Origin of the sequence: Pseudomonas ovata (assembly GCF_003131185.1) — a bacterium.
GTDB lineage: Bacteria > Pseudomonadota > Gammaproteobacteria > Pseudomonadales > Pseudomonadaceae > Aquipseudomonas > Aquipseudomonas ovata.
Window position 1 is genome coordinate 641,907 of record NZ_QFFU01000001.1, and the last position, 25,409, is coordinate 667,315.

General features: G+C 63.3%; 19 protein-coding genes and 1 pseudogene. 9 read left to right on the forward strand and 11 right to left on the reverse strand.

Annotated elements, in window-relative coordinates:
* The first annotated feature begins 315 nt into the window (after positions 1–315).
* The gene (gene hhe, locus DGA31_RS02910) at positions 316–6,072 is read left to right on the forward strand and encodes a DUF4011 domain-containing anti-phage protein Hhe (RefSeq protein ID WP_241509511.1); all 5,757 of its coding nucleotides are present in this window, start codon (positions 316–318) and stop codon (positions 6,070–6,072) included.
* 246 nt (positions 6,073–6,318) lie between these two features.
* Here hhe and DGA31_RS02915 read toward each other — a convergent pair whose 3' ends face one another.
* The 7 genes from DGA31_RS02915 to rutR form a co-directional block, all read right to left on the reverse strand.
* Positions 6,319–7,092 carry an outer membrane protein OmpK gene (locus DGA31_RS02915; RefSeq protein ID WP_056836718.1) on the reverse strand — a complete coding sequence of 258 codons (774 nt, stop codon included), beginning with the start codon at positions 7,090–7,092 and terminating at the stop codon, positions 6,319–6,321.
* A 165-nt stretch (positions 7,093–7,257) separates the two neighbouring features.
* Entirely contained in the window at positions 7,258–8,184 is a 927-nt protein-coding gene (locus tag DGA31_RS02920) for an ABC transporter permease (protein ID WP_109511464.1), read from the reverse strand.
* Positions 8,184–9,299: an ABC transporter permease gene (locus tag DGA31_RS02925; protein ID WP_109511465.1), complete on the reverse strand. Its 1,116-nt coding sequence runs from the start codon at positions 9,297–9,299 to the stop codon at positions 8,184–8,186. Before DGA31_RS02925 ends, DGA31_RS02920 begins: the two co-directional genes overlap by 1 nt.
* Positions 9,292–10,797, reverse strand: coding sequence for an ABC transporter ATP-binding protein (locus tag DGA31_RS02930; RefSeq protein ID WP_109511466.1), 1,506 nt, complete (start codon positions 10,795–10,797; stop codon positions 9,292–9,294). Before DGA31_RS02930 ends, DGA31_RS02925 begins: the two co-directional genes overlap by 8 nt.
* The gene (locus DGA31_RS02935) at positions 10,794–11,861 is read right to left on the reverse strand and encodes a BMP family ABC transporter substrate-binding protein (protein ID WP_109511467.1); all 1,068 of its coding nucleotides are present in this window, start codon (positions 11,859–11,861) and stop codon (positions 10,794–10,796) included. Before DGA31_RS02935 ends, DGA31_RS02930 begins: the two co-directional genes overlap by 4 nt.
* A 272-nt stretch (positions 11,862–12,133) precedes the next feature.
* Positions 12,134–13,186, reverse strand: a complete 1,053-nt coding sequence (locus DGA31_RS02940; RefSeq protein ID WP_109511468.1) for a PDDEXK nuclease domain-containing protein — start codon at positions 13,184–13,186, stop codon at positions 12,134–12,136.
* A gap of 30 nt (positions 13,187–13,216) precedes the next feature.
* On the reverse strand, positions 13,217–13,918 hold the full coding sequence (gene rutR / locus DGA31_RS02945) for an HTH-type transcriptional regulator RutR (protein WP_056836787.1): 702 nt from the start codon (positions 13,916–13,918) through the stop codon (positions 13,217–13,219).
* Between the two features lie 362 nt (positions 13,919–14,280).
* Here rutR and rutA point away from each other — a divergent pair, with 362 nt between their 5' ends.
* The 6 genes from rutA (at position 14,281) to DGA31_RS02975 (ending at position 19,201) form a co-directional block, all read left to right on the forward strand.
* On the forward strand, positions 14,281–15,405 hold the full coding sequence (gene rutA, locus DGA31_RS02950) for a pyrimidine utilization protein A (protein ID WP_109511469.1): 1,125 nt from the start codon (positions 14,281–14,283) through the stop codon (positions 15,403–15,405).
* 14 nt (positions 15,406–15,419) lie between these two features.
* A complete protein-coding gene (gene rutB, locus DGA31_RS02955; protein WP_206606823.1) occupies positions 15,420–16,148 on the forward strand; it encodes a pyrimidine utilization protein B in 729 nt (242 codons plus the stop codon).
* Between the two features lie 31 nt (positions 16,149–16,179).
* Entirely contained in the window at positions 16,180–16,572 is a 393-nt protein-coding gene (gene rutC / locus DGA31_RS02960) for a pyrimidine utilization protein C (protein WP_109511471.1), read from the forward strand.
* 8 nt (positions 16,573–16,580) lie between these two features.
* A complete protein-coding gene (gene rutD / locus DGA31_RS02965; protein WP_206606824.1) occupies positions 16,581–17,375 on the forward strand; it encodes a pyrimidine utilization protein D in 795 nt (264 codons plus the stop codon).
* Positions 17,372–17,869 carry an NADH-dependent FMN reductase RutF gene (rutF, locus tag DGA31_RS02970; RefSeq protein WP_109511473.1) on the forward strand — a complete coding sequence of 166 codons (498 nt, stop codon included), beginning with the start codon at positions 17,372–17,374 and terminating at the stop codon, positions 17,867–17,869. The genes rutD and rutF overlap by 4 nt, the downstream gene beginning before the upstream one ends.
* A 570-nt stretch (positions 17,870–18,439) precedes the next feature.
* Positions 18,440–19,201 (forward strand): SDR family NAD(P)-dependent oxidoreductase, encoded by a 762-nt coding sequence (locus DGA31_RS02975; RefSeq protein WP_109511474.1) that lies wholly within the window; start codon positions 18,440–18,442, stop codon positions 19,199–19,201.
* An 87-nt stretch (positions 19,202–19,288) separates the two neighbouring features.
* Here the strand turns inward: DGA31_RS02975 and DGA31_RS02980 are convergent, their stop codons facing one another.
* From DGA31_RS02980 to DGA31_RS02995, 4 genes are all read right to left on the reverse strand, one after another.
* The gene (locus DGA31_RS02980; protein ID WP_109511475.1) at positions 19,289–19,942 is read right to left on the reverse strand and encodes a hypothetical protein; all 654 of its coding nucleotides are present in this window, start codon (positions 19,940–19,942) and stop codon (positions 19,289–19,291) included.
* A 102-nt stretch (positions 19,943–20,044) separates the two neighbouring features.
* Positions 20,045–21,136, reverse strand: a complete 1,092-nt coding sequence (locus DGA31_RS02985) for an XAC2610-related protein (RefSeq protein ID WP_109511476.1) — start codon at positions 21,134–21,136, stop codon at positions 20,045–20,047.
* A 357-nt stretch (positions 21,137–21,493) separates the two neighbouring features.
* Entirely contained in the window at positions 21,494–22,738 is a 1,245-nt protein-coding gene (locus tag DGA31_RS02990; RefSeq protein WP_056836744.1) for a saccharopine dehydrogenase family protein, read from the reverse strand.
* A 28-nt stretch (positions 22,739–22,766) separates the two neighbouring features.
* Positions 22,767–23,864 carry a carboxynorspermidine decarboxylase gene (locus DGA31_RS02995; RefSeq protein WP_056836746.1) on the reverse strand — a complete coding sequence of 366 codons (1,098 nt, stop codon included), beginning with the start codon at positions 23,862–23,864 and terminating at the stop codon, positions 22,767–22,769.
* A 218-nt stretch (positions 23,865–24,082) separates the two neighbouring features.
* Here DGA31_RS02995 and DGA31_RS03000 point away from each other — a divergent pair, with 218 nt between their 5' ends.
* Together DGA31_RS03000 and DGA31_RS30620 are read left to right on the forward strand one after the other, a co-directional pair.
* Positions 24,083–24,268, forward strand: coding sequence for a hypothetical protein (locus tag DGA31_RS03000; RefSeq protein ID WP_109511477.1), 186 nt, complete (start codon positions 24,083–24,085; stop codon positions 24,266–24,268).
* Between the two features lie 310 nt (positions 24,269–24,578).
* A pseudogene (locus DGA31_RS30620) lies at positions 24,579–25,400 on the forward strand (cache domain-containing protein); the annotation flags it as partial.
* Between the last annotated feature and the right edge of the window lie 9 nt (positions 25,401–25,409).

Genomic DNA, 25,409 nt, shown 5'->3' on the forward strand with positions numbered 1-25,409 from the left:
CATTGTGGCGTTTCGCAGAATTCTGAATGCGTTCACCGTCATGAATTTATGGCGTTTCATAGATTTTGCGAGCGCTGCGCCCCCGGTCGCGGTGGTCCGGCATTCCGGCAGAGCGCGTTCGCCGGTCCAGTCTTTGATGCATGACAGGGTGCCGCCTCGTCGGCCTCCATAAGCCACGCCCCGGCCGCGTCGGTGAAACACTTTGCAAGACTACCCGCAGTCGTTACTGTGTAGCCCATCGCAAGCTCCGCTTGATCGCCCCACCGATACGTTCGGTCTGCATGGGCTCCATCTTTTTTCCGGTAGACAAAACACATGACCGCGCAACCCACGGCCGGCCGGCCGTTGACCATGGATGAACGCAACCTGCTGAAAGACCTGATGCTCGCGCAGGTGCCCCGGGACGGCTCGGCGGTGATCAACACAACCTTGCAGCAACGGCTGGCGCAGAAGGCGGCGGCCTATGGCCTTGAGGTCGATGACGTCACCTATGAAACCATCCGCGACGAATTGATCGCCAAGGGCTGGCTGTACCGCATGGGCGAAGACGGCGACGCGGTGTCGCTGACTGACCAGCCCACGCCAGACGAACAAGAGCCGGTCACCCCAGAACCACCCGACGACCTGCCCGAGCCCGCCTTCGAAACCCCGGGCAGCATGGAAAAACTCCGTGGCCGCCTGCTCGACCTCAGCGCCCGCAACCGCCTGCTCAACTTTTCCCACGCCCGCTCCAAACGCTTCGTGCGCCTGGTCGACGAATTGCCCGATCAGTTGTTCACCGCCCTGCTCGACGAAACCACGCTGCGCTTTGCCGCGATCCCCGAGCCCACCGAGCGGCAACTGATCGACCAGGGCTACCTGAAATACGACGCCGCCTCGGGCAGTGTCAGCGAGCTCAAGAAACCGCCGAGCAGCGAAGCCTGGGCCATGTGCTCAGGGATCAACACCGAATACGACCTGCCGCTGCCACACCCCGACGGCACCGACAGCGAAGACAAGAAGCACACCGACAACACCCTGCAGACGCTGTACTACCCCGGCGAGCTGGAGGCGCGCCTGCAAACCCTGCACGCGCAGGCGCGGCTGTCGCAGGAAGAGACCGGCGCCAATATCCTGTACCTGGCGCTGGGGTTCCTGGAGTGGGACGAATCCATCGCCGGCAAGAACAGCCCGCGCCTGGCCCCGCTGATGCTGCTGCCGGTGCGCCTGGAAAAGGGCAAGCTCAATGCTAGGACCGCCACCTTCAGTTATGAGATGCACTACAGCGGCGAAGACATCCTGACCAACCTGTCGCTGCAGGAAAAACTGCGCCGCGACTTTGGCCTGGCGCTGCCGGGCATCACCGAAGACCTGCTGCCCGAAACCTATTTCGCCCACGTGCAGAACACCCTGCTGGAAACCAAACCCGACTGGAAGCTGCACCGCTACGCCTCGCTGGGCCTGTTCGAGTTCGGCAAGCTGATGATGTACCTGGACCTGGAGCCGGAGAAGAACCCGGCCTTGTTGCAGAATGCCCTGGTGCAGCGCCTGACCGGCCTGTCCGGCAGCGCTGCCACCGAAGAAGACCACACGGCAGGTTCTGGCTCTGCGGGCGGCAGTTTCAGCAGCGAGCACGCCATCGACGAGCTGCCGGACGTGCATCAGCAGTTCCCGCTGATCGACGACGCCGACAGCTCACAGCACAGCGCCTTGATCGATGTGATGCGCGGCGAGAACCTGGTCATCGAAGGCCCGCCCGGCACCGGCAAGTCGCAGACCATCACCAACATGATTTCGGCGGCCTTGGCCCAAGGCAAGAAGATCCTCTTCGTGGCCGAGAAACGTGCCGCCCTGGAGGTGGTGAAAAACCGTCTGACCCGCGCTGGCCTCGGTGATTTCTGCCTGGAATTGCACAGCCACAAGAGCCAGAAAAGCGCCGTGGCCGCCAGCATCGGCCAGCGCATCAGCAGCCAGGGCAGCTACCTGCCACCGGAGCAATTGCAGGCGCTGATCGCCAACTACGAGCGCCTCAAACAGCAGCTCAACGACCACGTCAAACAACTGCACGCGCTCCACGAAGACAGCGGCCTGAGCGCGCACCAGATCCTGATGCAGGCCACGCGCCTGCGCGAAGAGCTGGGCCTGCGCCCGGCCGATGTGCACCCGGCCCAGGTGCAGGGGCTCGACCGCAACGAGATCCATGAACAAGCCGGCTACTTCACCCACCTCTACAGCAAGACCGCCGCCGAGGCCGGGCCCACCGGCGAGCTGGCCACACACCCGTGGTTTGGCTGCACGCTGACGCAACTCACCGGTCTGGAACGCACCGCCTTGCTGCAACAGTTGCAGCAAGCCATCGCGGCCTTGGCGCAACTCGACAGCGCCCGCACCACGGCCGCCGGCCAGCTTGAGGCTGCCGAGATCGCCAGCGCCTCGCTGAGCACGCTTGAGCAACTGGCCCAGGCGCTGGCCGCCGTGCCGTTGCCCAAGGGCGATGAAGACTGGGCGCTGATCGAGCGCCTCGACGCGGCCCGCTGTGCCGCGCTCCAGGCCTGGCTGCAGGCCATGGACAAGTTGCTGGAGCAACGGCAACTGCTGGCCCGCTCGCTGGCCGTCGAGGCCATCGACTCCGGCACCACCGTCGACACCCTCAAGCAGGCGTGCGCGCACATCCATCGGCACAACGACAGCGACAGCCTGAAACTCGATGACCTGCTCGACCTGACCCAGGCCACCCGCGACCTGCTGGCGGGCGCCGCGCCCACTGCGCAGTTGCTGCAGACGATCAACCGCACCGCCACCGGCCAGACGCTCAAGACCGACAAACAGGGCCTTGAGCACCTTGACCTGCTGCTTGATCTGCTGCGGCAATTGCCGGCCGGCGTGGCCGGACTGCGCCACAAGCGCTTTGAACAGGCGGCGATGGACAGCGTGTTGCCCGAGCTGCAGCACCTGATCGCCGACATCCAGCGCCTTGAAACGCAGACCGCTGAAACCTTCAGCCTCGAACGCCTGCCCGATCACACCCGCCTCGAAGACCTGCAACGGGTGCTGGCCGACGACTCGCTGCTGGCCTGGCTCAAGAGCGACTGGCGTGCGGCCAAGGCCGAAGTGCTGGGCATGGTGCGCCCCGGCGTCAAGCTCGCGGCGGCGCGTGAGGCGCTGCCTGACAGCATCGCCTACAAGCGCAGCCTGCAGCGGCTCAACACCCATGCGCTGTACCGCGACACGCTTGAAGAGCTGTTCAAGGGCCGCGACACCCGGGTCGACGACCTGCTCGCCCTGCGTCACTGGTATCGCACCTTGCGCGACCGCTGTGGCCGCGGTTTCGGCGCCACGGTCTGGGTCGCGCAGTACCTGCTGGAAGAAAGCAGCCAGACCCTGGAGCTGTTGCAGGCCGATGCCGGTGCCCAGCAAACCTACCTGGGCGACGTGCTGAACCACCGCACCCGCCTGGAAAGCGCCCTGCCGCTGGACGCCCATGCGCTGAAGTCCGCCGACCTGCTTGGCGCCGAGGGCCTGTACGCGCACCTGGTGAGTGAACTCGGTGGTGCGCTGAACACGCTCCTGGCGCTGGTGAAAGAACAACAGCCCACCACCGCCCGGGTGTTGAAACTGGCCAAGGCCCTGGAGATCTGGCAGGAACTGGCCCACGCCCAACAAAACAACCTGGCGATGCGCGAATGCCTGGGCGAAGAGCAGCTGCCGCGTCTGGATCAGCTCGCCAACGCCCGTGTCCGCTTGCAGGCCTGGCAGCACACCGTGGCGCTGGCCAGCCCGCTGATGAACCTGTCGATTCGCCCGCGGCTGCTGGCGCAACTGGCCGGCGGCACGCCGCGCCAGGCCGAGCAACGTGTGCAGGACTGGCACGCACTGAGCGAGCCGCTGGCCGCCGCGCTGGCGCACGCCCGGCAAACGCTGGGCGAGTTCATCGGCAGCGCGCAGCTCGATGAGCCCGAATGGTGGGGAGCGCTGGACCGCGACGACCTGGCTGCGTTGCGCCTGCGCCTGCAACGCGCCGCCGATCACGAACCGCTGCTGGAGCACTGGCTGGAATACCGCCGCCTGCGCAAGCGCCTGGCCGACCTGGGCTTCGAGGCGGTCATCCGTTTGGTCGAGAACCGCACCGTTCTGGCCGAGCACACCCGCGACGCCTGCCTGCTGGGGCTCACCGACCTGTGGTCGCGGCAGATCCTGGAAACCAACCCGGCGCTGGGGCAGTTCTCGGGCAAGGACCAGGAAGCCATTCGCGCCCGCTTCGCAGAAATCGACAGCCAGTTGACCCGCCTGCAACGCCAGCAGGTGGCGGCGCAGATCGACCGCAACAAGGTGCCGGAGGGCAACAACTCCGGCAAGGTCAAGGAACGCACCCAGCTTGCCCTGCTCAAGCACGAGGCCGGCAAGAAGACCCGTCACGAACCGATTCGCGCCCTGATGCTGCGGGCAACCGAAGCGCTGCAAGCGCTCAAGCCGTGCTTCATGATGTCGCCGATGGCCGTGGCGCAGTACCTGCCCGCCGGCAAGGTGCACTTTGACATCGTGATCATGGACGAAGCCTCGCAGGTACGGCCCGAAGAGGCGCTGGGCGCGATTTCGCGCGGCAGCCAACTGGTGGTCGTGGGCGACCCCAAACAGTTGCCGCCCACCAGTTTCTTTGCTCGCCAGGGCGATGACGACGATGAAGAAAACCCCGAGCGCTCGGTGGCGCAGGACTCCGAGAGCATCCTGGAGGCGGCCATGCCGCTGTTCCGCCTGCGCCGCCTGCGCTGGCACTACCGCTCGCGCCATGAAAGCCTGATCGCCTTTTCCAACCAGGCGTTCTACGACAGCAACCTGGTGGTCTACCCGTCGCCGCACCGCGAGTCGCCGGAGTTCGGCGTCAAGTTCGCCCGCGTCGAGCGCGGCCGTTTTGTCGAGCAACGCAACCGCGAAGAAGCCGAGGTGGTGGCCAAGGCCATCGAGCATCACCTGCTGCACAACCCCGAGGAATCGCTGGGCGTGGTGGCGATGAACATCAAGCAGGCCGAGCAGATCGAGCGGGCGCTGGAGCACCTGGCCAAGCAGAACCCGGCCCTGCAAAGCGCCCGCGACCATAACGAAAAAGGCGACGAGCCGCTGTTCATCAAGAACCTGGAAAACGTCCAGGGTGATGAACGCGATGTCATCTACATTTCCGCCACCTACGGGCCGGTGGAAGCCGGCGGCACGGTGCCGCAGCGCTTCGGCCCGATCAACGGCACCGATGGCTGGCGCCGCCTGAACGTGTTGTTCACCCGCTCGAAGAAGCGCATGCAGGTGTTTGCCTCGTTCACCGCCAGCGACGTGCTGATCACCGGCACCTCCAGCCGTGGCGTGCAGGCACTGCGCGACTTTTTGCACTTTGCCGAATCCGGGCGCATGCCGCATGTGCGTGAAACCGGCAAGGCGCCGGACAGCGACTTCGAGGTGTCGGTGATCGAGGCGCTGGAGCGTCATGGTTACCAATGCGAAGCCCAGGTAGGCGTGGCCGGGTTCTTCATCGACCTGGCCGTGCGCGACCCTGGCCAGCCGGGCCGCTACCTGATGGGCATCGAATGCGATGGCGCCGCCTACCACTCGGCCAAGTCGGCCCGCGACCGCGACCGCCTGCGCCAGAGCGTACTGGAGCAACTGGGCTGGCGCATCCGCCGCATCTGGTCGGTGGACTGGTTCCGCAATGCGCGCCTGCAACTGGAGACGATCCTGCAGGAGCTGGCCACCTTGCGCACTGAGCCTGCCGCGCCTGAAGCACAGCCCACCACCGAAGAAGAGATGATCCGCCTGGTGGCCGAGGAACACAGCCAGCACGCCGAGCGAATCACCCTCAAGGGTGGCAGCGACCTGCGCGAGAAACTGGTGTACCTGGACCAGCACATCATCCGCCCGGCCCTGCCGGACACCCCCGAACACCGCCGCCTGCTACGCCCGGCGATGCTCGAGGCCCTGCTGGACAGCAAACCGGCCGACCGCAGCGATTACCAGCAACACATACCCGGTTACCTGCGCGACGGCACCGACCCGGAAGAAACGCGGTTTATCGATGATGTGCTGACCCTCATCAGCGACACCGCCTGACCACTTGCAACCCCGGACTGCTTGCAACCCCGGACCACTGGTAGGAGCGCGCTTGCCCGCGACCGAGTGCGCAGCGCTCGCAAAATCTCGGAAACGCCACAAATTCGTGGCTGTGAACACATTCAAAATTTGCGAAACGCCACAAATTTACGACTGCTACGCAGCCGGTCGCGGGCAAGCGCGCTCCTACGGGGGCGCGCGGTGTAGGGAGCGCGCGGTGTAGGGGCGCGCGGTGTAATAGCCGGGTCAGAAATGCGCCTTCAGCAGCAGGCTGATGGCGCTCTGGTTGGTGGTGAACACCTGGCTGTCCCGGATGCCGTACTTGTCGCTCCAGTAGTCGTATTCCACCCCCACATAGAACTTCTTGCCCCAGCCCATGCCCTTGGCCAGGTCGTATTTGACCTGCGGGTTGAAGTGCAGGTTGGCGTGGTAGCTTTTATCGTTGTCGACCACCCAGTCCATGAAGCCGTCGATCACCAGGTCAGAGTTGCCCACCGGCACGGTGTAGCTCCAGACCGGGGTGATCTGCCACACGCCGTCGCCGTCGCGCTTGCCGTCGGTCTGGCGCAGGTAGGTGTTGATCTGGAAGTAGTCGAAGCCCGGCAGGTTCAGGTCCACCGCCGGCCCCAGCAGGTAGGCGTCGACGTCATCCTCGCCGAACTCGTAGGTGGCCGAGATCAGTACGTCCTTGACGATACCGAACGACAGGTCGGTGCCGGTGAGTTTGCCCAGCGACAGGCGCGGGCTGATCTCGCCATAGAAGGTATGGCCGTCGCCGGCGCCGTTGGTGGCCTCGCCATTGAACTTGATGGTGTCGACGAACAGGAACAGGTCGCCGACACTCCAACCGCTGGCGTGCTCGAAGGTGACGGTCTGCTGCCGGGCCGGGTCGACCTTGAAATCGATACCGTTGAGGTAGGTCAGGCTCTCGTCGTGCCACAACAAGGTGTCGCCCGCCAGGCTTTCTCCGGCCACGAGCAGGCCGCCCGCCAACATCAGGAATTTTGCAGTGCACGTCATGAGAGGTCTTGCTCCGAGGGTTCTGGATCAGGGGTGATAGGCAGGTGTATACGTTTCTTATTGTTGGGTCGGACGCGCGTAGGAGCGGCTTCAGCCGCGAAAGCATTCACCGCGAAATGACAAGGTGTGCTGTTCCCGGCTAAAGCCGGTCCTACGGGTTCTGGTTCAGCGGCGTTCCTCGCGAATGAACGGCTCGCCCAGTGCGCCCGGCTGGCTGCGCGACGGGTGACTGGCCTGCGCCACCCAGACCATCACCAGCAAGGTCACCGCGTACGGTGTCATCAGCACGAAATACTGCGGCAGGCGCACGCCGGCGGCGGCCAGTTGCGGAATCAAGGCCTCGATGCTGCCGAACAACAGCGCACCGGCCAGCGCCCGCCACGGCGACCAGCGGGCAAAGATCACCAGTGACACGGCAATCCAGCCGCGGCCGCCCATCATGTCGGCGATCCACATCTTGGTGCTCAACACCGCGACATAGCCGCCGGCCAGGCCGATCAGCGCCGCGCCCAGCACAATGGCCGCCAGGCGGTAACCGAGCACCGAAATGCCGGCGGCATCGGCGGCCTGCGGGTTTTCCCCGACCGCGCGCAGGCGCAGGCCGGTCTGGGTGGCCTGCAACAGCCACACCACGGCGATGAAAATCAGCAGGGTCAGAAACACCACCGGGTTCTGCACGAACACCTTGCCCACCAGCGGCAACTCCGACAGCGGCCACAGCTCCACCGCCTGCAGACCGCTGACCGGCCGGTTGGTCCAGCCCAGCACGGTGCCCAGCAACCCGGTCAGCCCCTGGCAGAAGAACACCAGCGCCAGCCCGGCGATCACCTGGTTGATGCGCAGCACCAGCACCATCAGCGCAAACAACAATGAAACGGCCGCCGCCGCCAGCATCGAGGCGCCCAGCGACAGGCCGCTCAGGCCCAGGGTCAGCTGCAGGCCGACCCCGGCCAGCGCCCCCACCAGCATCAGCCCTTCGGCGCCCAGGGCCAGTACGCCAGCGCGCTCGGTGATGATCAGCCCCAGCGCCGCCAGGGCAAAGGGCACCGCAAAGTCAGGCGCATTGCCCAACCAGTGAGTCAACAGCTCCATCAGCAGTCCCCCGCCTGAATACGCCGCACGCGGTGGCGAATGAAAAAGTCCGAGCACGCCACGCAGATCACCAGGATCGCCTGGATCAGTTGCACCATCGAAAACGGGATCTGGTAGAACACCTGCAGGTTGCGCCCGGCCACGAACAGCAAGGCGATCAGCAGCGCCACCACCGTGGCCGCTGCCGGGTTATTGCGCGCCAGAAAGGCGATGAGAATTCCGGAAAAGCCATAGCCCTGGTAGAACGACTGGGTCAGGCGCCCTTCCTGCCCGGCCGTGGCGACAAACCCGGCCAGTCCTGCCAGCGCGCCCGACAGCAACACCGTGCCAATGATCATCCGCCGCACCGGCACCCCCACCGCGCCGGCCACCCGCAGGTTGGCGTCGACAAAGCGCAGGTACAGGCCGGCCCGTGACACGCCGACGAACCACAGCGTGAACAGCGCGATCAACAGCGCCATGAAGATGGCCAGGTTATAGCCGGCCACCAGGTCGGGCAGGCGCTCGAACGCCTTGAACGGCGGGGAGTACGGGAAGTTGTCGCGCGGGTCTTTCCAGCTGCCGTACACCAGGTGCAGCAGGACATTGGCAGCGATGTAGTTGAGCATCAGGGTCGAGATGATCTCGTTGACCTTGAGCCGCAACTTCAGCAGCACCGGGCCCAGTGTCCAGAGCATGGCGCACAGCATGGCCGCCAGCATCATCAGCGGCAGGCGCAGGGCCTCAGGGCCGATCTCGAACAACGACACCGCCGTGGCGCCAATGGCCCCCCAGATCATCTGCCCCTCCAGGCCCAGGTTCCAGAAGCGCGCCCGAAACGCCATGCACCCGGCCAGGCCGACCATGATCATGGGCGCGGCCTGGAACAGCACGGCACGAAAGTTCTGCGCATCGAACAGGGTCTGCACCACGAACTCATTGAGCAGCTCGCCGGCCGGCACCCCGGCACCGAGCAGGATCACAGTGCAGATCGCCACCCCGCACAACAAGGCCAGGGTGATGATCAGCGCCTGCCACGGCCAGGCCAGTTGCTGGCGGATTTCCAGGGTGTAGCGGCGCCCCAGCAAAGGTTGCCGTGGGGGTGTGATGGCTGGATTCAGAGTGGTTTCAGTCATGGCTCACCATTGCTTTGCCGATGGCCTGGCGGTCGGCCGGGTGGTCGAACTCGGCGACGATACGCCCGCTGTTCATGACCCCGATGCGGTCGGCCAGGGCCATGACCTCGTCCAGGTCTTCGCTGATCACCAGCACCGCCGCCCCGCCGTCACGAGCGGCGCGCAAGCGGGCATGCACCGCCTGGGTGGCACGCACGTCCAGACCACGGCTGGGGCTGTGGACCACGACCAGTTGCGGGTCGCGGCTGAATTCACGGGCAATCACCAGCTTCTGCGCATTGCCGCCGGACAACAGCGCAGCGTTCTGCGCCAGCGAGCGCACGCCCTGCACGTCGAAATCGTTGACGGCAGCGGCCGCGTCGGCCTGCATGCGCTTGCCGAACAGGCGCAGCCAGGAGCCGTAGCGGCCGCTGTGCACATGGCCGATGCCGAAGTTCTCGGCCACGCTGAGCGAGCCGGCCAGGGCGGCGCCATAGCGGTCGGCAGGAATCGAAGCAATGCGCAGGTCACGGCGCTGCTCGGGGCTGGCCTGGCGCAGGTCGCCAAAGCCTTCCAGATGGATCTCGCCTTCAGTAGGTTGCGCCAGCCCCATCAGTGCATTGGCCAGCTCGCCCTGACCATTGCCGCCGACCCCGGCAATGCCGTAGATCTGCCCGGCCCGCAGGCTCATGTCGACCCCCTTCAACGACCCGGGGCTGCGCAGGCCACGCACCTGCAGGCGCACCGCGCCCGGTGCCGGTCCCGGCTGATAACCGGCGCGGGTCGACTCCCCGACGGTCAGGCGCACCAGTTCTTCGACACTGACGCTGTCCGGCACCAGGGTCTGAATCGTGCGGCCACCGCGCATCACCGTGACCCGGTCGGCAAAGCGTTTCACATCGGTCATCTTGTGCGTCACCAGCACCACCGCCGCCCCTTGCCGGGCAAAGGCCTGCACCGTACCCAGCAGGCGCTCGGCCTCCTGGTCGGTGAGCACGGCGGTGGGTTCGTCGAGAATCAGGATGCGCGCCCCGGCCAACAGCACCTTGAGGATTTCCACCCGTTGCTGCTCGGCCACCGACAAGTGTTCGACCACCTGGCGTGGGTCCAGCACAAAACCCAGTTCCCGGGCCTTGGCACTGATCTGCTGCTCCAGCGCCTGCAAGCGCTGGCGGTAGCTGCCAGACGAGGGTTGCGCCGGCAGGCCCAGCAGGATGTTCTGCGCCACGGTGAAGGGTTTCACCAGCTTGAAGTGCTGGTGCACCATGCCGATCCGGTGGCGCGCCGCCTCGCGTGGGCCGTTGAGCCGCACCGGGTTGTCGTCGATCAGCAGGCTGCCGGTTTCGGGGGCATAGAGCCCGGCGGCAATGTTCATCAGCGATGACTTGCCAGCGCCGTTTTCACCCAGCAGCGCATGCACCTCGCCCCAGGCCGCGGTGAAGTGCGCATCGGTCAGGGCCTGGAAACCGTCGAACGACTTGTTGATACCGGTGAGTTGCAGCGCATTGACCTGTTTCATCGCTGCGTCATCACGCCGTTGACGAACCAGTCCATTTTCCACAGATCAGGGTCGCTCATGACCTGGCCGGCCTTGAGGCGTTCCTGGCCATCACGGTCGGCCATCGGCCCGCTGTAGATGATTTTCTTGCCGGCCAGCAGCTCGGCGCGTGCGGCCTGGATCTTCTCGCGGCTGGCGGCATCGATGACCGGATCGGCGGTCAGGCTGATGTCGGTGCCGCCCTGCGCCATCGACAGCAAGGCGCCGTCAGGGGCTGGCACCCAGTGGCCGGCAATGACCTTTTTCAGCTCCGGCGCCAGAAAGCGGTCCCACACCCACATCGACGAACACACCGTGGCCCTGGGTGCGAATTCACTGAGGTCACGGTGGTGACCGGTGCCGTGCACGCCACGCTCTTGCGCCACGATCTGCGGGGTCGGGCTGTCGACGTGCTGGCCGATCACGTCGGCGCCGTTGTCGATCAGCGCCATGGTCGCTGCGCGCTCCTTGACCGTGGCCGCCGGGTTGATCTCACGGGCGCCCAGTTCGAAGGCATTGACCGTCCAGTTGACCTGGCCGAAGGGGTTGGCCGCTACGAATCCCAGCTTGCCGGATTTCGACACCGCCCCGGCAGCCATGCCGCACAGGTACTGGCTTTCATAGGTGCGCCCGTAGAAGGATTCGAGGTTGGCGGCGTTGGTGGTGCCCGAACCGTTGAGAAAGGCGACGTCGGGGTATTTTTTCGCCAGCGCCAGGAAGGTGTCGGAATACCCGAAGGCGGTGCCGATGATGATATTGGCGCCCCGGGCGATCAGGCGGTCCACCACCGGGGTGATGGCGGCGGCATTTTCCGGCACGCTTTCGACGAACTGGATCTTCTGGTCCAGTTCTTTCTCCAGCTTGAGCCGCGACTCGTCGAACGCCTGGGTCCAGCCACCGTCATTGCGCGGGCTGATATAGACCATGGCAATCTTCGCCGGCCCCTTGAGGGTCAGCCCCTGGGCCTCTTGCGCCTGAGCCTGGCCCGCCGCACCGCCGAGCACCATGGCTGCACACAACGTCCCCTGCAAAACAGTCCTGAACATAAAGTCGTTTTCCTGATGGTAGGCGAATGATTGACAGAGCAATGCTGACCCGGCGGGCCCTCTGGCTCAGCATGTCAGAGGCAATAGCAGCTTCCATGCCACAAAAAATAAGCCTTTAAAATCATCAGGTTGTTAAATTCAAGGCGATATAACGGATCAAATGGTCCGGTTCGGAGCACTCAGTTTGTGCAGGACGCACGAGAAGCGGGCAGAGGCCGCCATACGGCGGACCTGCACCTGAGAACCTCAGCAATCAATGCAAGGCTGACCCGTCATGGCGAATCATCGCTGTCACCACCGGCCAGCTCACGCTCGATCTGTTCGATGCTGGGCAAGCTGGTTTGCAGCTCTGCCGGCAGGGATTCCACCAACTGATACTCCGCCACACCGATAGGGCGGGCATTGTCCCGCAGGGCATATTCGGCCACGACCTTGTTCTTGCTCTTGCACAGCAGCAGGCCAATCGTAGGGCCATCCTGTGGGTGCTTGAGCTGGGCATCGACGGCCGTGAGGTAAAAACCCAGCTGGCCCAGATGCTCGGGCTTGAACTTGCCGGCCTTGAGTTCGATCACTACATAGCAGCGCAACTTGAGGTGATAGAACAGCAGGTCGATGAAGAACTCGTCACCGCCCACATCGAGCAGCACCTGCCGACCGACGAAGGCAAAGCCTGCGCCCAGTTCCAGTAGAAACTCGGTGACATGCCTGACCAGAGCGTTTTCGATCTCACGCTCCTGCGCCTCAAGGGTCAGGCCGAGAAAATCGAAGCGATAAGGATCTTTCAGCGATTCGCGAGCCAGATCAGACTGCGCCTGGGGAAGGTGACTCTCGAAGTTACTGACGGCCTTGCCACTGCGCTCCAGCAGACGGGCCTCGATCTGCATCACCAGAATATTGCGCGACCAGTTATGTTCGATGGCCTTGGCGGCATACCAGCGGCGCGTTTCGGGGCCGGGCAGTTTGTCCAGTAACGCTAACTGGTGATACCAAGGCAATTGTGCAAGCACCCCTTGCACAAACTCCGCGTCCGGCCATGCCTGGGCAAAGGCGCGCATGTACTTGAGGTTGCGCGGTGAGAAGCCCTTCATGTCGGGAAAGGCGGCGCGCAAATCCTGCGCCAGGCGTTCGATGACCTTGGCGCCCCAGCCCTGCTGTGTCTGCCGGGTCAGGATATCGTGACCGATCTGCCAGTAAAGCAGCACCAATTCGCGGTTCACCGCCAGGGTGGCACGTTGCTGGGCCGTATGGATACGGTATTTAAGCTCGGTCAGCCAATCGCCGTAGCCTTCAGGTGGCGGGCTCAGGTTGACAGGGGTATCGCTCATGGCGTTTCCCTCGTGGTTCTTGAAGACAGGTCAGGGCCGTGGCGCGATGCCTTGGCAAATCAGCGTGCGCAGATTGCCCAGCACCTCGTCGAAAAACACAGGGTCCGCCAGGGTCTTGCCGGTGATGGCCTGCACCTGGGTGCTGAAGTCGGCGTAATGCTGGGTGGTGCTCCAGATCGAGAAGATCAGGTGGTAGGGGTCGACCGGCGCCAGCCGGCCGGCATCGATCCAGCCCTGGATCACCTCGACCTTGCGCGCCACCATCTCGCGCAGCGCCTGCTCCAGCTGGGCCTTGATCAGCGGCGCGCCCTGCATGATCTCCATGCAGAACAACCGTGACTCGGCGGGGTGGTCACGCGACAGCTCCAGCTTGACGCGAATGAAGTTGCCAATGGCTTCAAGCGGGTCCTGCGCGGCATCAAAGCCGCTGAGCGGCACCAGCCAGATGTCCAGCAGGTGCTGCAGCACATGGGTGTACAACGCCTCTTTGCTGGCGAAGTAATAAAGCAGGTTGGTCTTGGACACATCGGCTGCCACAGCGACCTGGTCCAGGCTGGTGCCGTGCATGCCGAACTGCGAGAACAGTTCGAGCGCGGCCTGGATGATCGACTCGCGCTTGGCCTTGATCTGTTGCAGGCGGCGCTGTTCGGAGGTGGGGCTCATGGCCCGCGGGGTTTTCGCCCTGGCATTGGGTGCCGGCTTGTCGGTCTTTTTGACTGCCGCCTTCTTCACCTGCGTCTTCTTTTTGGCCGGCGCCTGGGGCGCCTGCACGTCGTCGATGGATTTACTGTTCACAGCCAGAACCGTCAGCCCGAATGAAGGCGCGAGTGTATCAGGCTTGGCTATGGACGACGGACTACGGGCGACGGTGCGCGGCAGGCCGGCTTGAAAATGCCCGCTAATGTTCCACACCCCCGGCGTCTCGCCTCAAGAGCGGGCACATCAAACGATCCAAAACAGACCAAATGGTCCATCAAAAACCCATAAAACGACCCAAGGCATTGATATAAAACAGTAAAAAATAACTGGCACGGCACCTGCAAAACACCATTCGAGACGCATGCACCTGGCTTGCGAAGCGCATGGAGAGGATTATGAAGATTGGTATCTTTATCCCGATTGGCAATAACGGCTGGTTGATTTCCGAAAACGCACCGCAATACAAACCGACTTTCGAGCTGAACAAACAGATCACCCTGGCCGCCGAGCACTATGGCTTCGACTTCGCGCTGTCGATGATCAAGTTGCGCGGGTTTGGCGGCAAGACTGAGTTCTGGGACCACAACCTTGAGTCCTTCACGCTCATGGCCGGGCTGGCGGCAGTCACCAGCCGCATCCAGCTGTTTGCCACCGCCGCCTCGCTGGTGCTGCCACCGGCCATCGTGGCGCGCATGGCCGCCACGGTCGACTCCATTGCCAACGGCCGCTTCGGCGTCAACCTGGTCACCGGCTGGCAGCGGCCGGAGTATTCGCAGATGGGCCTGTGGCCGGGCGACGAATTCTTCGGCAACCGCTACGAGTACCTGTCCGAGTACATCCAGGTGCTGCGCGATCTGTGGGCCACCGGTCAGTCCGACTTCAAGGGCGCGCACTTCCAGATGGACGACTGCCGCGTCAGCCCGCGTCCGCAGGCCGACATGAAAGTCATCTGCGCCGGGCAAAGCGATGCCGGCATGGAATTCTCGGCCCGGCATGCCGACCACAACTTCTGCTTTGGCAAAGGCGTGAACACCCCCAAGGCCTTCGCCCCCGCCGCCCAGAAACTGATCGAAGCCAGCCGCCTGACCGGGCGCCATGTCAGCACCTTCGTCCTGATGATGGTCATCGCCGACGAGACCGACGAAGCCGCCCGCGCCAAGTGGGAGCACTACAAGGCCGGGGTCGACGAAGAAGCGGTGGCCTGGCTGGGCGTACAAGGCGCAGTCGACAAGAAGGCCGACAGCAACGTGCGGCAAATGGCCGACCCGACCTCGGCGGTCAATATCAACATGGGCACCCTGGTGGGCTCGTATGAATCGATCGCCCGCATGCTCGACGAAGTGGCCGAAGTCGAAGGCACCGAGGGCGTACTGCTGACCTTCGACCATTTTGTCGAGGGGGTCGAAGCCTTCGGCCAGCGCATCCAGCCGCTGATGAAAAGCCGCCTCGACGCCCTGACCCCGGTGCCGTCGCAGGTCGGCCAGCCGGCCCTTGACCTGAGTGTAGGAGCGGCCTCATGAGCACTGAAAAGAACATGACGATTTCTTCGACCACGCCGGCCGGCATCGCCCAGGCCGGCGGCGGCCAGCCCTGGGTACTGAGCGCCCGCCCCGAGCCTCTGTACCTGCACGCCTCGAACACCGCACTGGTGGTAGTCGACATGCAGAATGCCTATGCCTCGCCGGGCGGCTATGTCGACTCGGCCGGCTTTGACATCTCCGGTGCCCGTTCGGTGATCGCCAGGGTCGGCCAGGCCCTGGAAGCGGCGCGGGCCGCCGGCCTCAGCGTGGTGTACCTGCAAAACGGCTGGGACGCCGGCTATGTCGAGGCCGGTGGCCCCGGCTCGCCCAACTGGTACAAGTCCAACGCCCTGAAGACCATGCGCAAGTACCCCGAGCTGCAGGGCCGCTTTCTGGCCAAGGGCGGCTGGGACTACGAGATCGTCGATGAACTCACCCCGCAACCGGGCGACCTGGTAGTGCCCAAGACCCGCTACAGCGGTTTCTTCAACAGCACGCTCGACAGCACCCTGCGTGCCCGCGGCATCAGGAACCTGGTGTTCACCGGCATTGCCACCAATGTCTGTGTCGAGGCCACCCTGCGCGATGCCTTTCACCTTGAGTACTTCGGCGTGATGCTCGAAGACGCCACCCATGAACTGGGCGGTGCAGTGATTCAATCGAGCTCGGTCTACAACATCGAGACCTTCTTTGGCTGGGTGTCCACGGTGGACCACTTTGTCAGCGCCGTGACCACCAACTGATCCGTTCATTGTTTATTCTGGAGACGCTCCCATGCCCAAGACCATCATTACCCCGCCCGGCACCGGCACTCCACTGGCGCCGTTCGTGCCCGGCACCCTGGCTGACAACATCCTCTATGTGTCCGGCACCCTGCCCTTCGACCATGACAATAACGTCGTGCACGTGGGCGATGCCGCCGCACAGACGCGCCATGTGTTGAACACCATCAAGCGCGTGATCGAGACCGCCGGCGGCACGATGGATGACGTGACCTTCAACCATGTGTTCCTGCGTCACTGGGAGGATTACGCGGCCATCAATACGGTGTACGCCGAGTTCTTTCCCGGTGAGAAGCCGGCGCGCTATTGCATCCAGTGCGGACTGGTCAAGGCCGATGCCCTGATTGAAATCGCCAGCGTGGCGCACCTCGGCAAAGGCGCTTGAGCATGCGCCTGTACACCGAAGTTCACGGGCCGGCCGACGCTGAAGCAGTGCTGCTGTCGTCAGGCCTGGGCGGCTCGGCCGGCTACTGGTCGGTGCAGATACCGGCACTGGTCGCGGCCGGCTACAAGGTCATCGCCTACGACCAGCGCGGCACCGGCCGCAGCGCGCAGGCGCTGCCCGATGGCTACCGGATCGAGCACATGGCCGATGATGTGTACGCGGTGCTGGAGGCTACGCAGACTGAGCGCTGCCACTTCGTCGGTCATGCCCTGGGCGGCCTGGTCGGCCTGCAACTGGCGCTCGATGCACCGACACGCGTGCGCAGCCTGACCCTGATCAATGCCTGGTCGCAGCCCAATCCGCACTCGGCGCGCTGCTTCGAGGCGCGGCTGGGGTTGCTCGATGCACTGGGCCCGCGGGCCTATGTCGAGGCGCAGCCGATCTTTCTGTACCCGGCCAGTTGGTGCGTTGCTCACGCCGAGCAGGTACAGGCCGAGGTGGAGCATGCCTGGGCGCATTTTCCGGGAGCCGCCACCATGAAGGCCCGCATTGGTGCCTTGCGCGCGTTCGATGTGGCGCAGCGCCTGGCCACGATCACCACGCCGACGCTGGTCAGCACCGCCCGGGACGATGTGCTGGTGCCCTGGACCTGCTCGCAGTACCTGGCGCAGCACTTGCCCCATGCCACGCTGCATACCGTCGACCACGGCGCGCATGCCCATAACCTCACCGCAGCCGATGACTTCAACGCCGCGCTGCTGTCGTTTCTCACTGTCCAGCCCACCGCAGAGGCCACGCCATGACCGGTTTAGAACCCAGCAAGAGCGACTTTCGCAACGCCATGGCGCGCCTGGGCGCCGCCGTCAACGTCATCACCACCGATGGCTCGGCCGGGCGCGCCGGCTTTACCGCCTCGGCGGTGTGCAGCGTCACCGACGAGCCGCCCAGCCTGCTGGTGTGCCTGAACCGCAGCGCGTCGGTGTACGAAACCTTCAAGGCCAATGGCGTGTTGTGCGTCAACGTACTCGGCGCCGGCCACCAGGCAATCTCCAACCTGTTCGGCGGCAAGACGCCCATGGCCGAACGCTTTGCCGCGGCCCGCTGGACCCTGGGACCGTCCGGCTCGCCGATCCTGCAAGAGGCCAGCGTGTCGTTCGACTGCCGCCTGAGCCAGATCACCGAAGTCGGCACCCACGACGTGCTGGTGTGCGAAGTGATGGCGATTACCACCAGTGAGCAGGCACAGAGCTTGATCTACTTCAACCGCCAGTACCACGAGCTGCAGGCCAGCGCCTGAGCGGGTCGGCACAAAATCCATTGGCACCCGGGTAGGAGCGCGCTTGCCGGAATGCCGGACCACCGCGACCGAGTGCGTAGCGCTCGCAAAATTTGCCAGACGCCACAAATACTGAACTGTGGACGCATTCAAAATTTATGAAACGCTGAAAATTTACGACTGCTAACGCAGCCGGTCGCGGGCAGAGCGCGCTCCTACAGGCCCCAGAGAGGTTCATATGCACAAGGTTGTCTTCGAGCGCCTGCACGCCACGACGTGCTGGTGTTCGAAGTGATGGCGATTACCACCAGTGAGCAGGCGCAGAGCCTGATCTACTTCAACCGCCAGTACCACGAGCTGCAGGCCAGCGCCTGAGCGGGTCGGCACAAAATCCACTGGCACCCCGGTAGGAGCGCGCTTGCCGGAATGCCGGACCACCGCGACCGAGTGCGTAGCGCTCGCAAAATTTGCCAGACGCCACAAATACTGAACTGTGGACGCATTCAAAATTTATGAAACGCTGAAAATTTACGACTGCTAACGCAGCCGGTCGCGGGCAAGCGCGCTCCTACAGGTCCCACAGAGGTTCATATGCACAAGGTTGTCTTCATTACGGGTGCCACGTCCGGCTTTGGCCGGGCCACGGCGCGGCGCTTTGCCCAGGCGGGCTGGTCGTTGATCCTCAGCGGTCGGCGCCTGGAGCGCCTGCACGCGCTGCAGGACGAACTGGCGGCGCAGGTGCCGGTGCATGTCGCCGCGCTGGACGTACGCGATGCCGAGGCCGTCAGGCAGGTGGTCGATGCGCTGCCGGACGGATTTCGCCGCGTTCATGCCCTGATCAACAATGCCGGTCTCGCCCTGGCACCGGAGCCGGCCCAGCAGGTCAGCCTGCAGGACTGGCACACCATGATCGACACCAATATCACAGGACTCGTCAACGTCACCCACGCCGTGCTGCCGTTGCTGCTGGAGACCGGCACGGGCGCCAGCATCATCAATATCGGCTCGGTGGCCGGTGCCTGGCCCTACCCCGGCGGGCATGTGTATGGCGCCAGCAAGGCCTTTGTCACCCAGTTCAGCTACAACCTGCGCTGTGATCTGATCGCCACCGGTGTGCGCGTCACCGATATCGCGCCGGGCATTGCCGAAACCGAATTCACCCTGGTGCGCACCAAGGGCAACCAGGCCGCGTCCGACACCCTGTACGGCAACACCACGCCGCTGCGCGCCGAAGACATCGCCGAACAGATCCTGCATGTGTGCAGCCTGCCGGCGCACATCAATATCAACCGCCTGGAAATCGTGCCGGTGCGCCAGGCCTGGTCGGGCTATGCGATCGATCGTGACGTGTGAGCCTCATACAACTGACGGACGCATGCGGCTAACGCCTGGTCGTTGGCGGTCAGGAACGTGCAGGCCTCTTCGCGGCCAAAGCCGCTCCTACCGTTCGCCGCGCTCCAGCCGGTGCAGGCCGCGCCGCGCTTCATCCCATAAATAACCGCCGAGCTTGGAGATGCTGGTCAGCCATTCGCTGCGCTCGCCATCGATCAGCAGAATGACCCGGCGGTTGCTGACAAAATCGCCGTCGAAACTCATGGAATACTGCTCGATCTGCAAGCGCCCGCCCGGCGCCAGTTCGGCGGAGCCGGCGATGCCGTCGGCAAAGGCGTTGCCCGAGCGCTGGTATTGGTCGATACCGTCGTCGGTGCTGGCAAAGGCATACAGGCGCCGGCCCAGGTAAGTGATGCGCTGCTCGCTGCGGTTGACCAGCCACACCGGCTGCTTGTCCGAGCAGCGGGAGAAATACGGAATGGCCAGGTACAAACCCGGCGGTGCCTGCTGCTCCCAGGCCTGCAGGTTGGCCGCAGCGATCAGGTCGGCGTGTTGGGCGCGACGGGCCGACAGCACATCAAAGGCATCGTCGTCGGCCCGGGGGCGCAACCCATGGAAAGACTCCAGGGCGTCGCAGGCGCAGTTGAGCCGGGCGTAACGGGCCAGCTCGGCGCTGTGCTGCTGCGCCACCTGTGGGTGACATTCTTCGACCAGGCGGGTGGTCAGGCTTAACACCGCATCGCGGATCGGCTGACGGATCATGGCACTTCCTTGAAGTCCTGGGTCGGTAACGAAATGTACGCCCTTTAGGGGCCAGGCCCAACGATTGTGTCGGGGTACGTGTTACCGACACAGCACCTCAGGTCATGGGGCGGCCTTCAACGCCTCCTGCACCTGTGCCAGCGACCCCCTGGACGAGCCAGGCTGCACCTTGAGTGCGGTGGTCTTGCCACGGATCACCACGTCCATGCCTTTTACCACCCCCTGCGCATCGCCCAGGATGCGGTAAGTGGTGTCGCCGCGCACAAAGCTGAGCACCTGTGCGCCACTGTCCAGCTCAAACCGCTCGGTCTCTTGTTCGGGGTACAGCAGGCTGACCTCGTTCTTGCTGTCGACCGCCGCGTAATACACCCGCTCGCCGGGAGCCGAACGAAACAGGACGATGCGCTTGCCGGACGGCGCCAGCCGGAACGCCAGCAGCTCCTGGCGCTGCTCGTCGTCTTCCCAGAGCGTGCGCTCGACGCCATCCTCGACCATCTTGCCGTTGCGGTTCACCGATCGGCTTTCGCGGGCCAGGCCCGAGGAACTGGTCTGGTCGATCACCGTCTCACGCTCCATGACCGGCTCGCCGTCCTTGATGATGTAGGTGGCGAACCAGTGGGTGCAGCAACCGTCCTTGGTCATGGTCTTCACGCGACGGGCCTGTTCGTCGACCTGGAACATGCCGCAGTAGTCTTGCGCCAGCTGGGTGAAGGCAGCGCTGTGGCGAAAGCCGTGTTCGGTGCCGACGAACACCTCGAACGAAGGCCCGTGGTAGCAACTGTTCTGGCCGTCCATGACCGCCAGGTCCTTGATGCCGTCGAAGTTGAAGTCCTTGTAGATCAGCACGCTCTGCTCGCCATACGGCAGTTGCTGGACATTGGCCTTGACCTCACCGCCGGGGTTGACGTCCAGCACCAGTTCATCGGAACGGACCTCGAACAGCGGTGCCGGGTTTTGCCGGTCAAAGACGCGGACAATGCCGGGGCGGAACACTTCGTCGTTGTCGGCGATTTCCAGGGTGGCGCGGTACTGCTTCGAAAAATCCTGCAAGGCGTAGGTCTTGCGGGCGGTCGCCTCGAAGGCGGGCACATCCATTTCGCCATAACCGGTGACTGGCATGATGGCGCTGGCGCTCATCGACAGCAGCAGGCCGGCTAGCAGCGTGAGGGTGCGTTGGGTGATTGAAAACGGCATGACTTGATTCCTGTCGATGGGGATAGCGTGACGCGCTGCCGCCTGGCAAACACTGGACCGGCTGTAGGAGCGCGCTTGCCCGCGACCGAGTGCGCAGCGCTCGCAAAATCTGCGAAACACCACACATTTACGATCTGAAAGTCTGCGAAACGCCACAATTTTACGACTGCTAACGCAGCCGGTCGCGGGCAAGCGCGCTCCTACGGCACCATGACCGTGGTGTCGTAGGGGCCCATGACCGTAGTGTCGTTGGGGCACCATGACCGTAGTGTCGTTGGGGCACCATGACCGTAGTGTCGTTGGGGGCACCATGAAAAAGGACCGCCGAGGCGGTCCTTTTTATCCAGCAGCGCAGCCTTATGCAGGCTGGTCCCACGGACGGTCGCCGTGCTCATCCTTGATGCGCGTCGGCAGGCCCATCACGTCGAGCAGCTTGAGGAACGGCTCGGCCGGCAGTTCCTCGACGTTGGCCATGTGCTTGACATCCCACTCGCCACGGGCCACCAGCAAGGCAGCCGCCACCGGCGGTACGCCGGCGGTGTAGGAGATGCCCTGGCTGTCGGTCTCGTCGAAAGCTTCTTCGTGGTCGGCCACGTTGTAGATGAAGACTTCACGGGCCTTGCCATCCTTGGTGCCCTTGACCAGGTCGCCGATGCAGGTCTTGCCGGTGTAGCCCGGCGCCAGCGAAGACGGATCAGGCAGCACGGCCTTGACCACTTTCAACGGCACGACTTCCAGGCCTTCGGCGGTCTTGACCGGTTGCTCCGACAGCAGGCCGAGGTTTTTCAGCACCGTGAAGACGTTGATGTAGTGCTCGCCAAAACTCATCCAGAAGCGCACGTTCGGCACGTCCAGGTTCTTGGACAGCGAATGCACTTCGTCGTGACCGGTCAGGTACAGGTTCTGCGAGCCCACGACCGGCAGGTCGTCGGTGCGCTTGACTTCGAACATGGTGTTGCTGGTCCACTGGCTGTTCTGCCAGCTCCACACCTGCCCGGTGAACTCACGGAAATTGATTTCCGGATCGAAATTGGTGGCGAAATATTTGCCATGGGAACCGGCATTGACGTCGAGAATGTCGATCGAATCAATGCGGTCGAAATGCTGTTGCTGCGCCAGGGCTGCATACGCGTTGACCACACCCGGGTCAAAGCCTACGCCGAGAATGGCGGTGATGTTGTTCTTCTGGCATTCCTCGAGGTGTTTCCACTCGTAGTTGCCGTACCAGGGCGGCGTTTCACAGACCTTGCCCGGTTCTTCGTGGATGGCGGTGTCCAGGTAGGCCACGCCGGTATCGATGCAGGCACGCAGCACCGACATGTTCAGGAACGCGGAGCCCACGTTGATCACGATCTGCGATTCGGTCTCGCGGATCAGGGCCTTGGTGGCTTCGACATCAAGGGCATTGAGCGAGAAGGCCTGGATGTCGGCGGGCTGCTTGAGGCTGCCCTTGGCCTTGACGCTGTCGATGATGGCCTGGCATTTGGAGATGTTGCGCGACGCGATGGCAATACGACCGAGTTCGTCGTTGTGCTGCGCGCACTTGTGGGCCACCACCTTGGCGACACCTCCTGCACCAATGATAAGAACGTTCTTCTTCAATTTCTTTAGGTCTCCTTAATACGCCAGCTTACGAAAGGCTGGACAAGTAGTCTTCAAAGCCGAACTCACGCACAACTTCGATGCTGCCGTCGAGTTGCTTGACGGCGATGGATGGCATTTTCAGGCCGTTGAACCAGTTTTTCTTGACCATGGTGTAGCCGGCGGTGTCGAGGAACGACAGGCGGTCACCGATGGCCAACGGACGATCGAATTGATACTCGCCGAAGATATCCCCGGCCAGGCACGACTTGCCGCACACCATGTAGGTGTGTTCACCGTCGCTGGGGGCCAGCTTGGCGTTGAGGCGGTAGATCAGCAGGTCCAGCAGGTGCGCTTCGATGGAGCTGTCGACCACGGCCAGGTGCTTGCCGTTGTAGAGGGTGTCGAGCACGGTCACTTCCAGCGTGGCGCTGTTGGTGATGGCCGCCTCGCCCGGCTCCAGGTACACCTGCACGCCGTATTTCTCGGAGAAGCCTTTCAGGCGCGCGCAGAACTTGTCCAGCGCATAGCCTTCGCCGGTGAAGTGAATGCCGCCACCGAGGCTGACCCACGTAACCTGGTGCAGCAGTTCACCGAAGCGTTCTTCGATGGTGGTCAGCATCTGGTCGAACAGGTCGAAGTCGCCGTTCTCGCAGTTGTTGTGAAACATGAAGCCGGAGATCTTGTCCATCACCGCGCCGATCTTCACCGGGTCCCACTCGCCCAGGCGGCTGAACGGGCGCGCCGGGTCGGCCAACAGATAGTCGGAGCTGCTCACTTGCGGGTTGACGCGCAGGCCACGGATGGTGCCGGTGGTGGCCTCGGCAAAGCGCTCGAGCTGGCCGATGGAGTTGAAGATGATCTTGTCGCAGTTGGCGATCATTTCTTCGATTTCATCATCCGCCCAGGCCACGCTGTAGGCATGGGTCTCGCCGTCGAACTTCTGCTTGCCCAGCTTGAGCTCGTACAGGGAACTGGACGTGGTGCCGTCCATGTACTGCTGCATCAGGTCGAACACCGACCAGGTGGCAAAGCACTTGAGCGCCAGCAGCGCCTTGGCGCCGGAGTGTTCGCGCACGTAGGCGATCTTTTCCAGGTTGCTCAACAGCTTCTGTTTGTCGATAAGGTAGTACGGCGTCTTGATCATTTCGCTTCCGTATTAAAGGTCGGCCAACAGGAGTCCGCGAACCTCCTGAAAAAAGCGGACGCGAATTGTGCCGATAACCGACGTCGACCGAAAGTCCATTGAGCACATTTCGTCCATCGCGTGCCATTACGGCAATGGCGCCGAGCATGGCGCCGGAAGATGACAATAATGTGACATTTTCTTGATAAGCAGCCTGCCAGAGGCCTGCAGGGCGACCCATGCGCCTGATGGCGGCGCACGTTCGCGCGCTGGCCGGCGGCTGGAAACGGCTTCATCAGGCCCGGCAAAAAGACCGGCGGCTATCACTTGGCGAGTGTGATGAGCCTTTCGAGGACAGTGCCTGGAGAATATTCCTGTCCGGGCCAGGCCTGTTTTATGCAGCGCAACGCATGATCGCCGTATAACAATTCCACGGAAATGACATACTCCGCCGCGCACTTGAAAGACCGTCTTCAATGCGGCGACGCCCCGTGATGCCATCGGCCCGCCGCCTGACCCGACCTCGGTCCATGAAGTCGGGTTACAGAGCGTCGACGCCCGTCTGCTTCAACGTGTCGCACAGTCAACAGTGATTCAAGCGCTGCTGGTTTTTGATCTGAAATCGTCTAATCGCCCTTTTCTGGTGCGCACGTCTGCCTGATCGACTGTGACAACAGCCCCGCTCAACAGCGCTGACTCAGGATGAGAGCACCCATCAATAAGTAAGGGCTGTTCATGAAATGGAAAATTCGCGACAAGGTTTTATTGCTCTCTGTTATTCCGGCGCTGTTGCTGGCCTTGATCATTCAGTTATTGGCCCTTTCCGAACTGCAAATATTGACGGAGCAAAGCGCCCGGGAAACACGTGATGCCCTGATCAAGACACGCAAGGACGAGTTGCTCAGTTATCTGGACATCGCCTACAGCGCGATCAAACCGCTGTATGAAGGACCGGACGCCATGTCGCCCGAGGTCAAGGAAGAAGCCCGCCGTCGCTTGCGCGACCTGCGCTATGGCAAGGACGGTTATTACTTCGGCTATACCGACAACGGCGACAGGGTGTTCCTGGCCGGCAAGGATGAAGGCAAGAACTTCTGGGACCTGCGCGACACACACGGTGTTTACCTGATCCGTGAGTTGATTGGCGCCGCCAAGAACGGGGGCGGCTTTGTCACCTACTACTTTCCAAGGCCCGGTGATGACAGCACGGCCTACCCGAAGTTGTCCTACAGCCGCTACCTGGACAAATGGAACTGGACGGTGGGCGCGGGTTTTTACGTGGACGGCGTCGACACCTTGATTGACGAGCAGGTCCGGCAACAACAGAAAGCCATGCAGGTCTTGCGCTGGAAACAATGGAGCATCATTGCCGTCTTGCTGGTGCTGCTGAGCCTGGTGGCGGCGTATGTCGCCCGCAGTATCGTCAAGCCCATCAAACTGTTGACACTGAACCTGCAATCACTGGCGTCGGTGGAAGGTGACCTGACCCGGCAGTTGCCGGTCGATGGCAATGAAGAAACGGCCCAACTGGCAGGCGCTTTCAACAGCTTCGTGGGCAAGATCCGC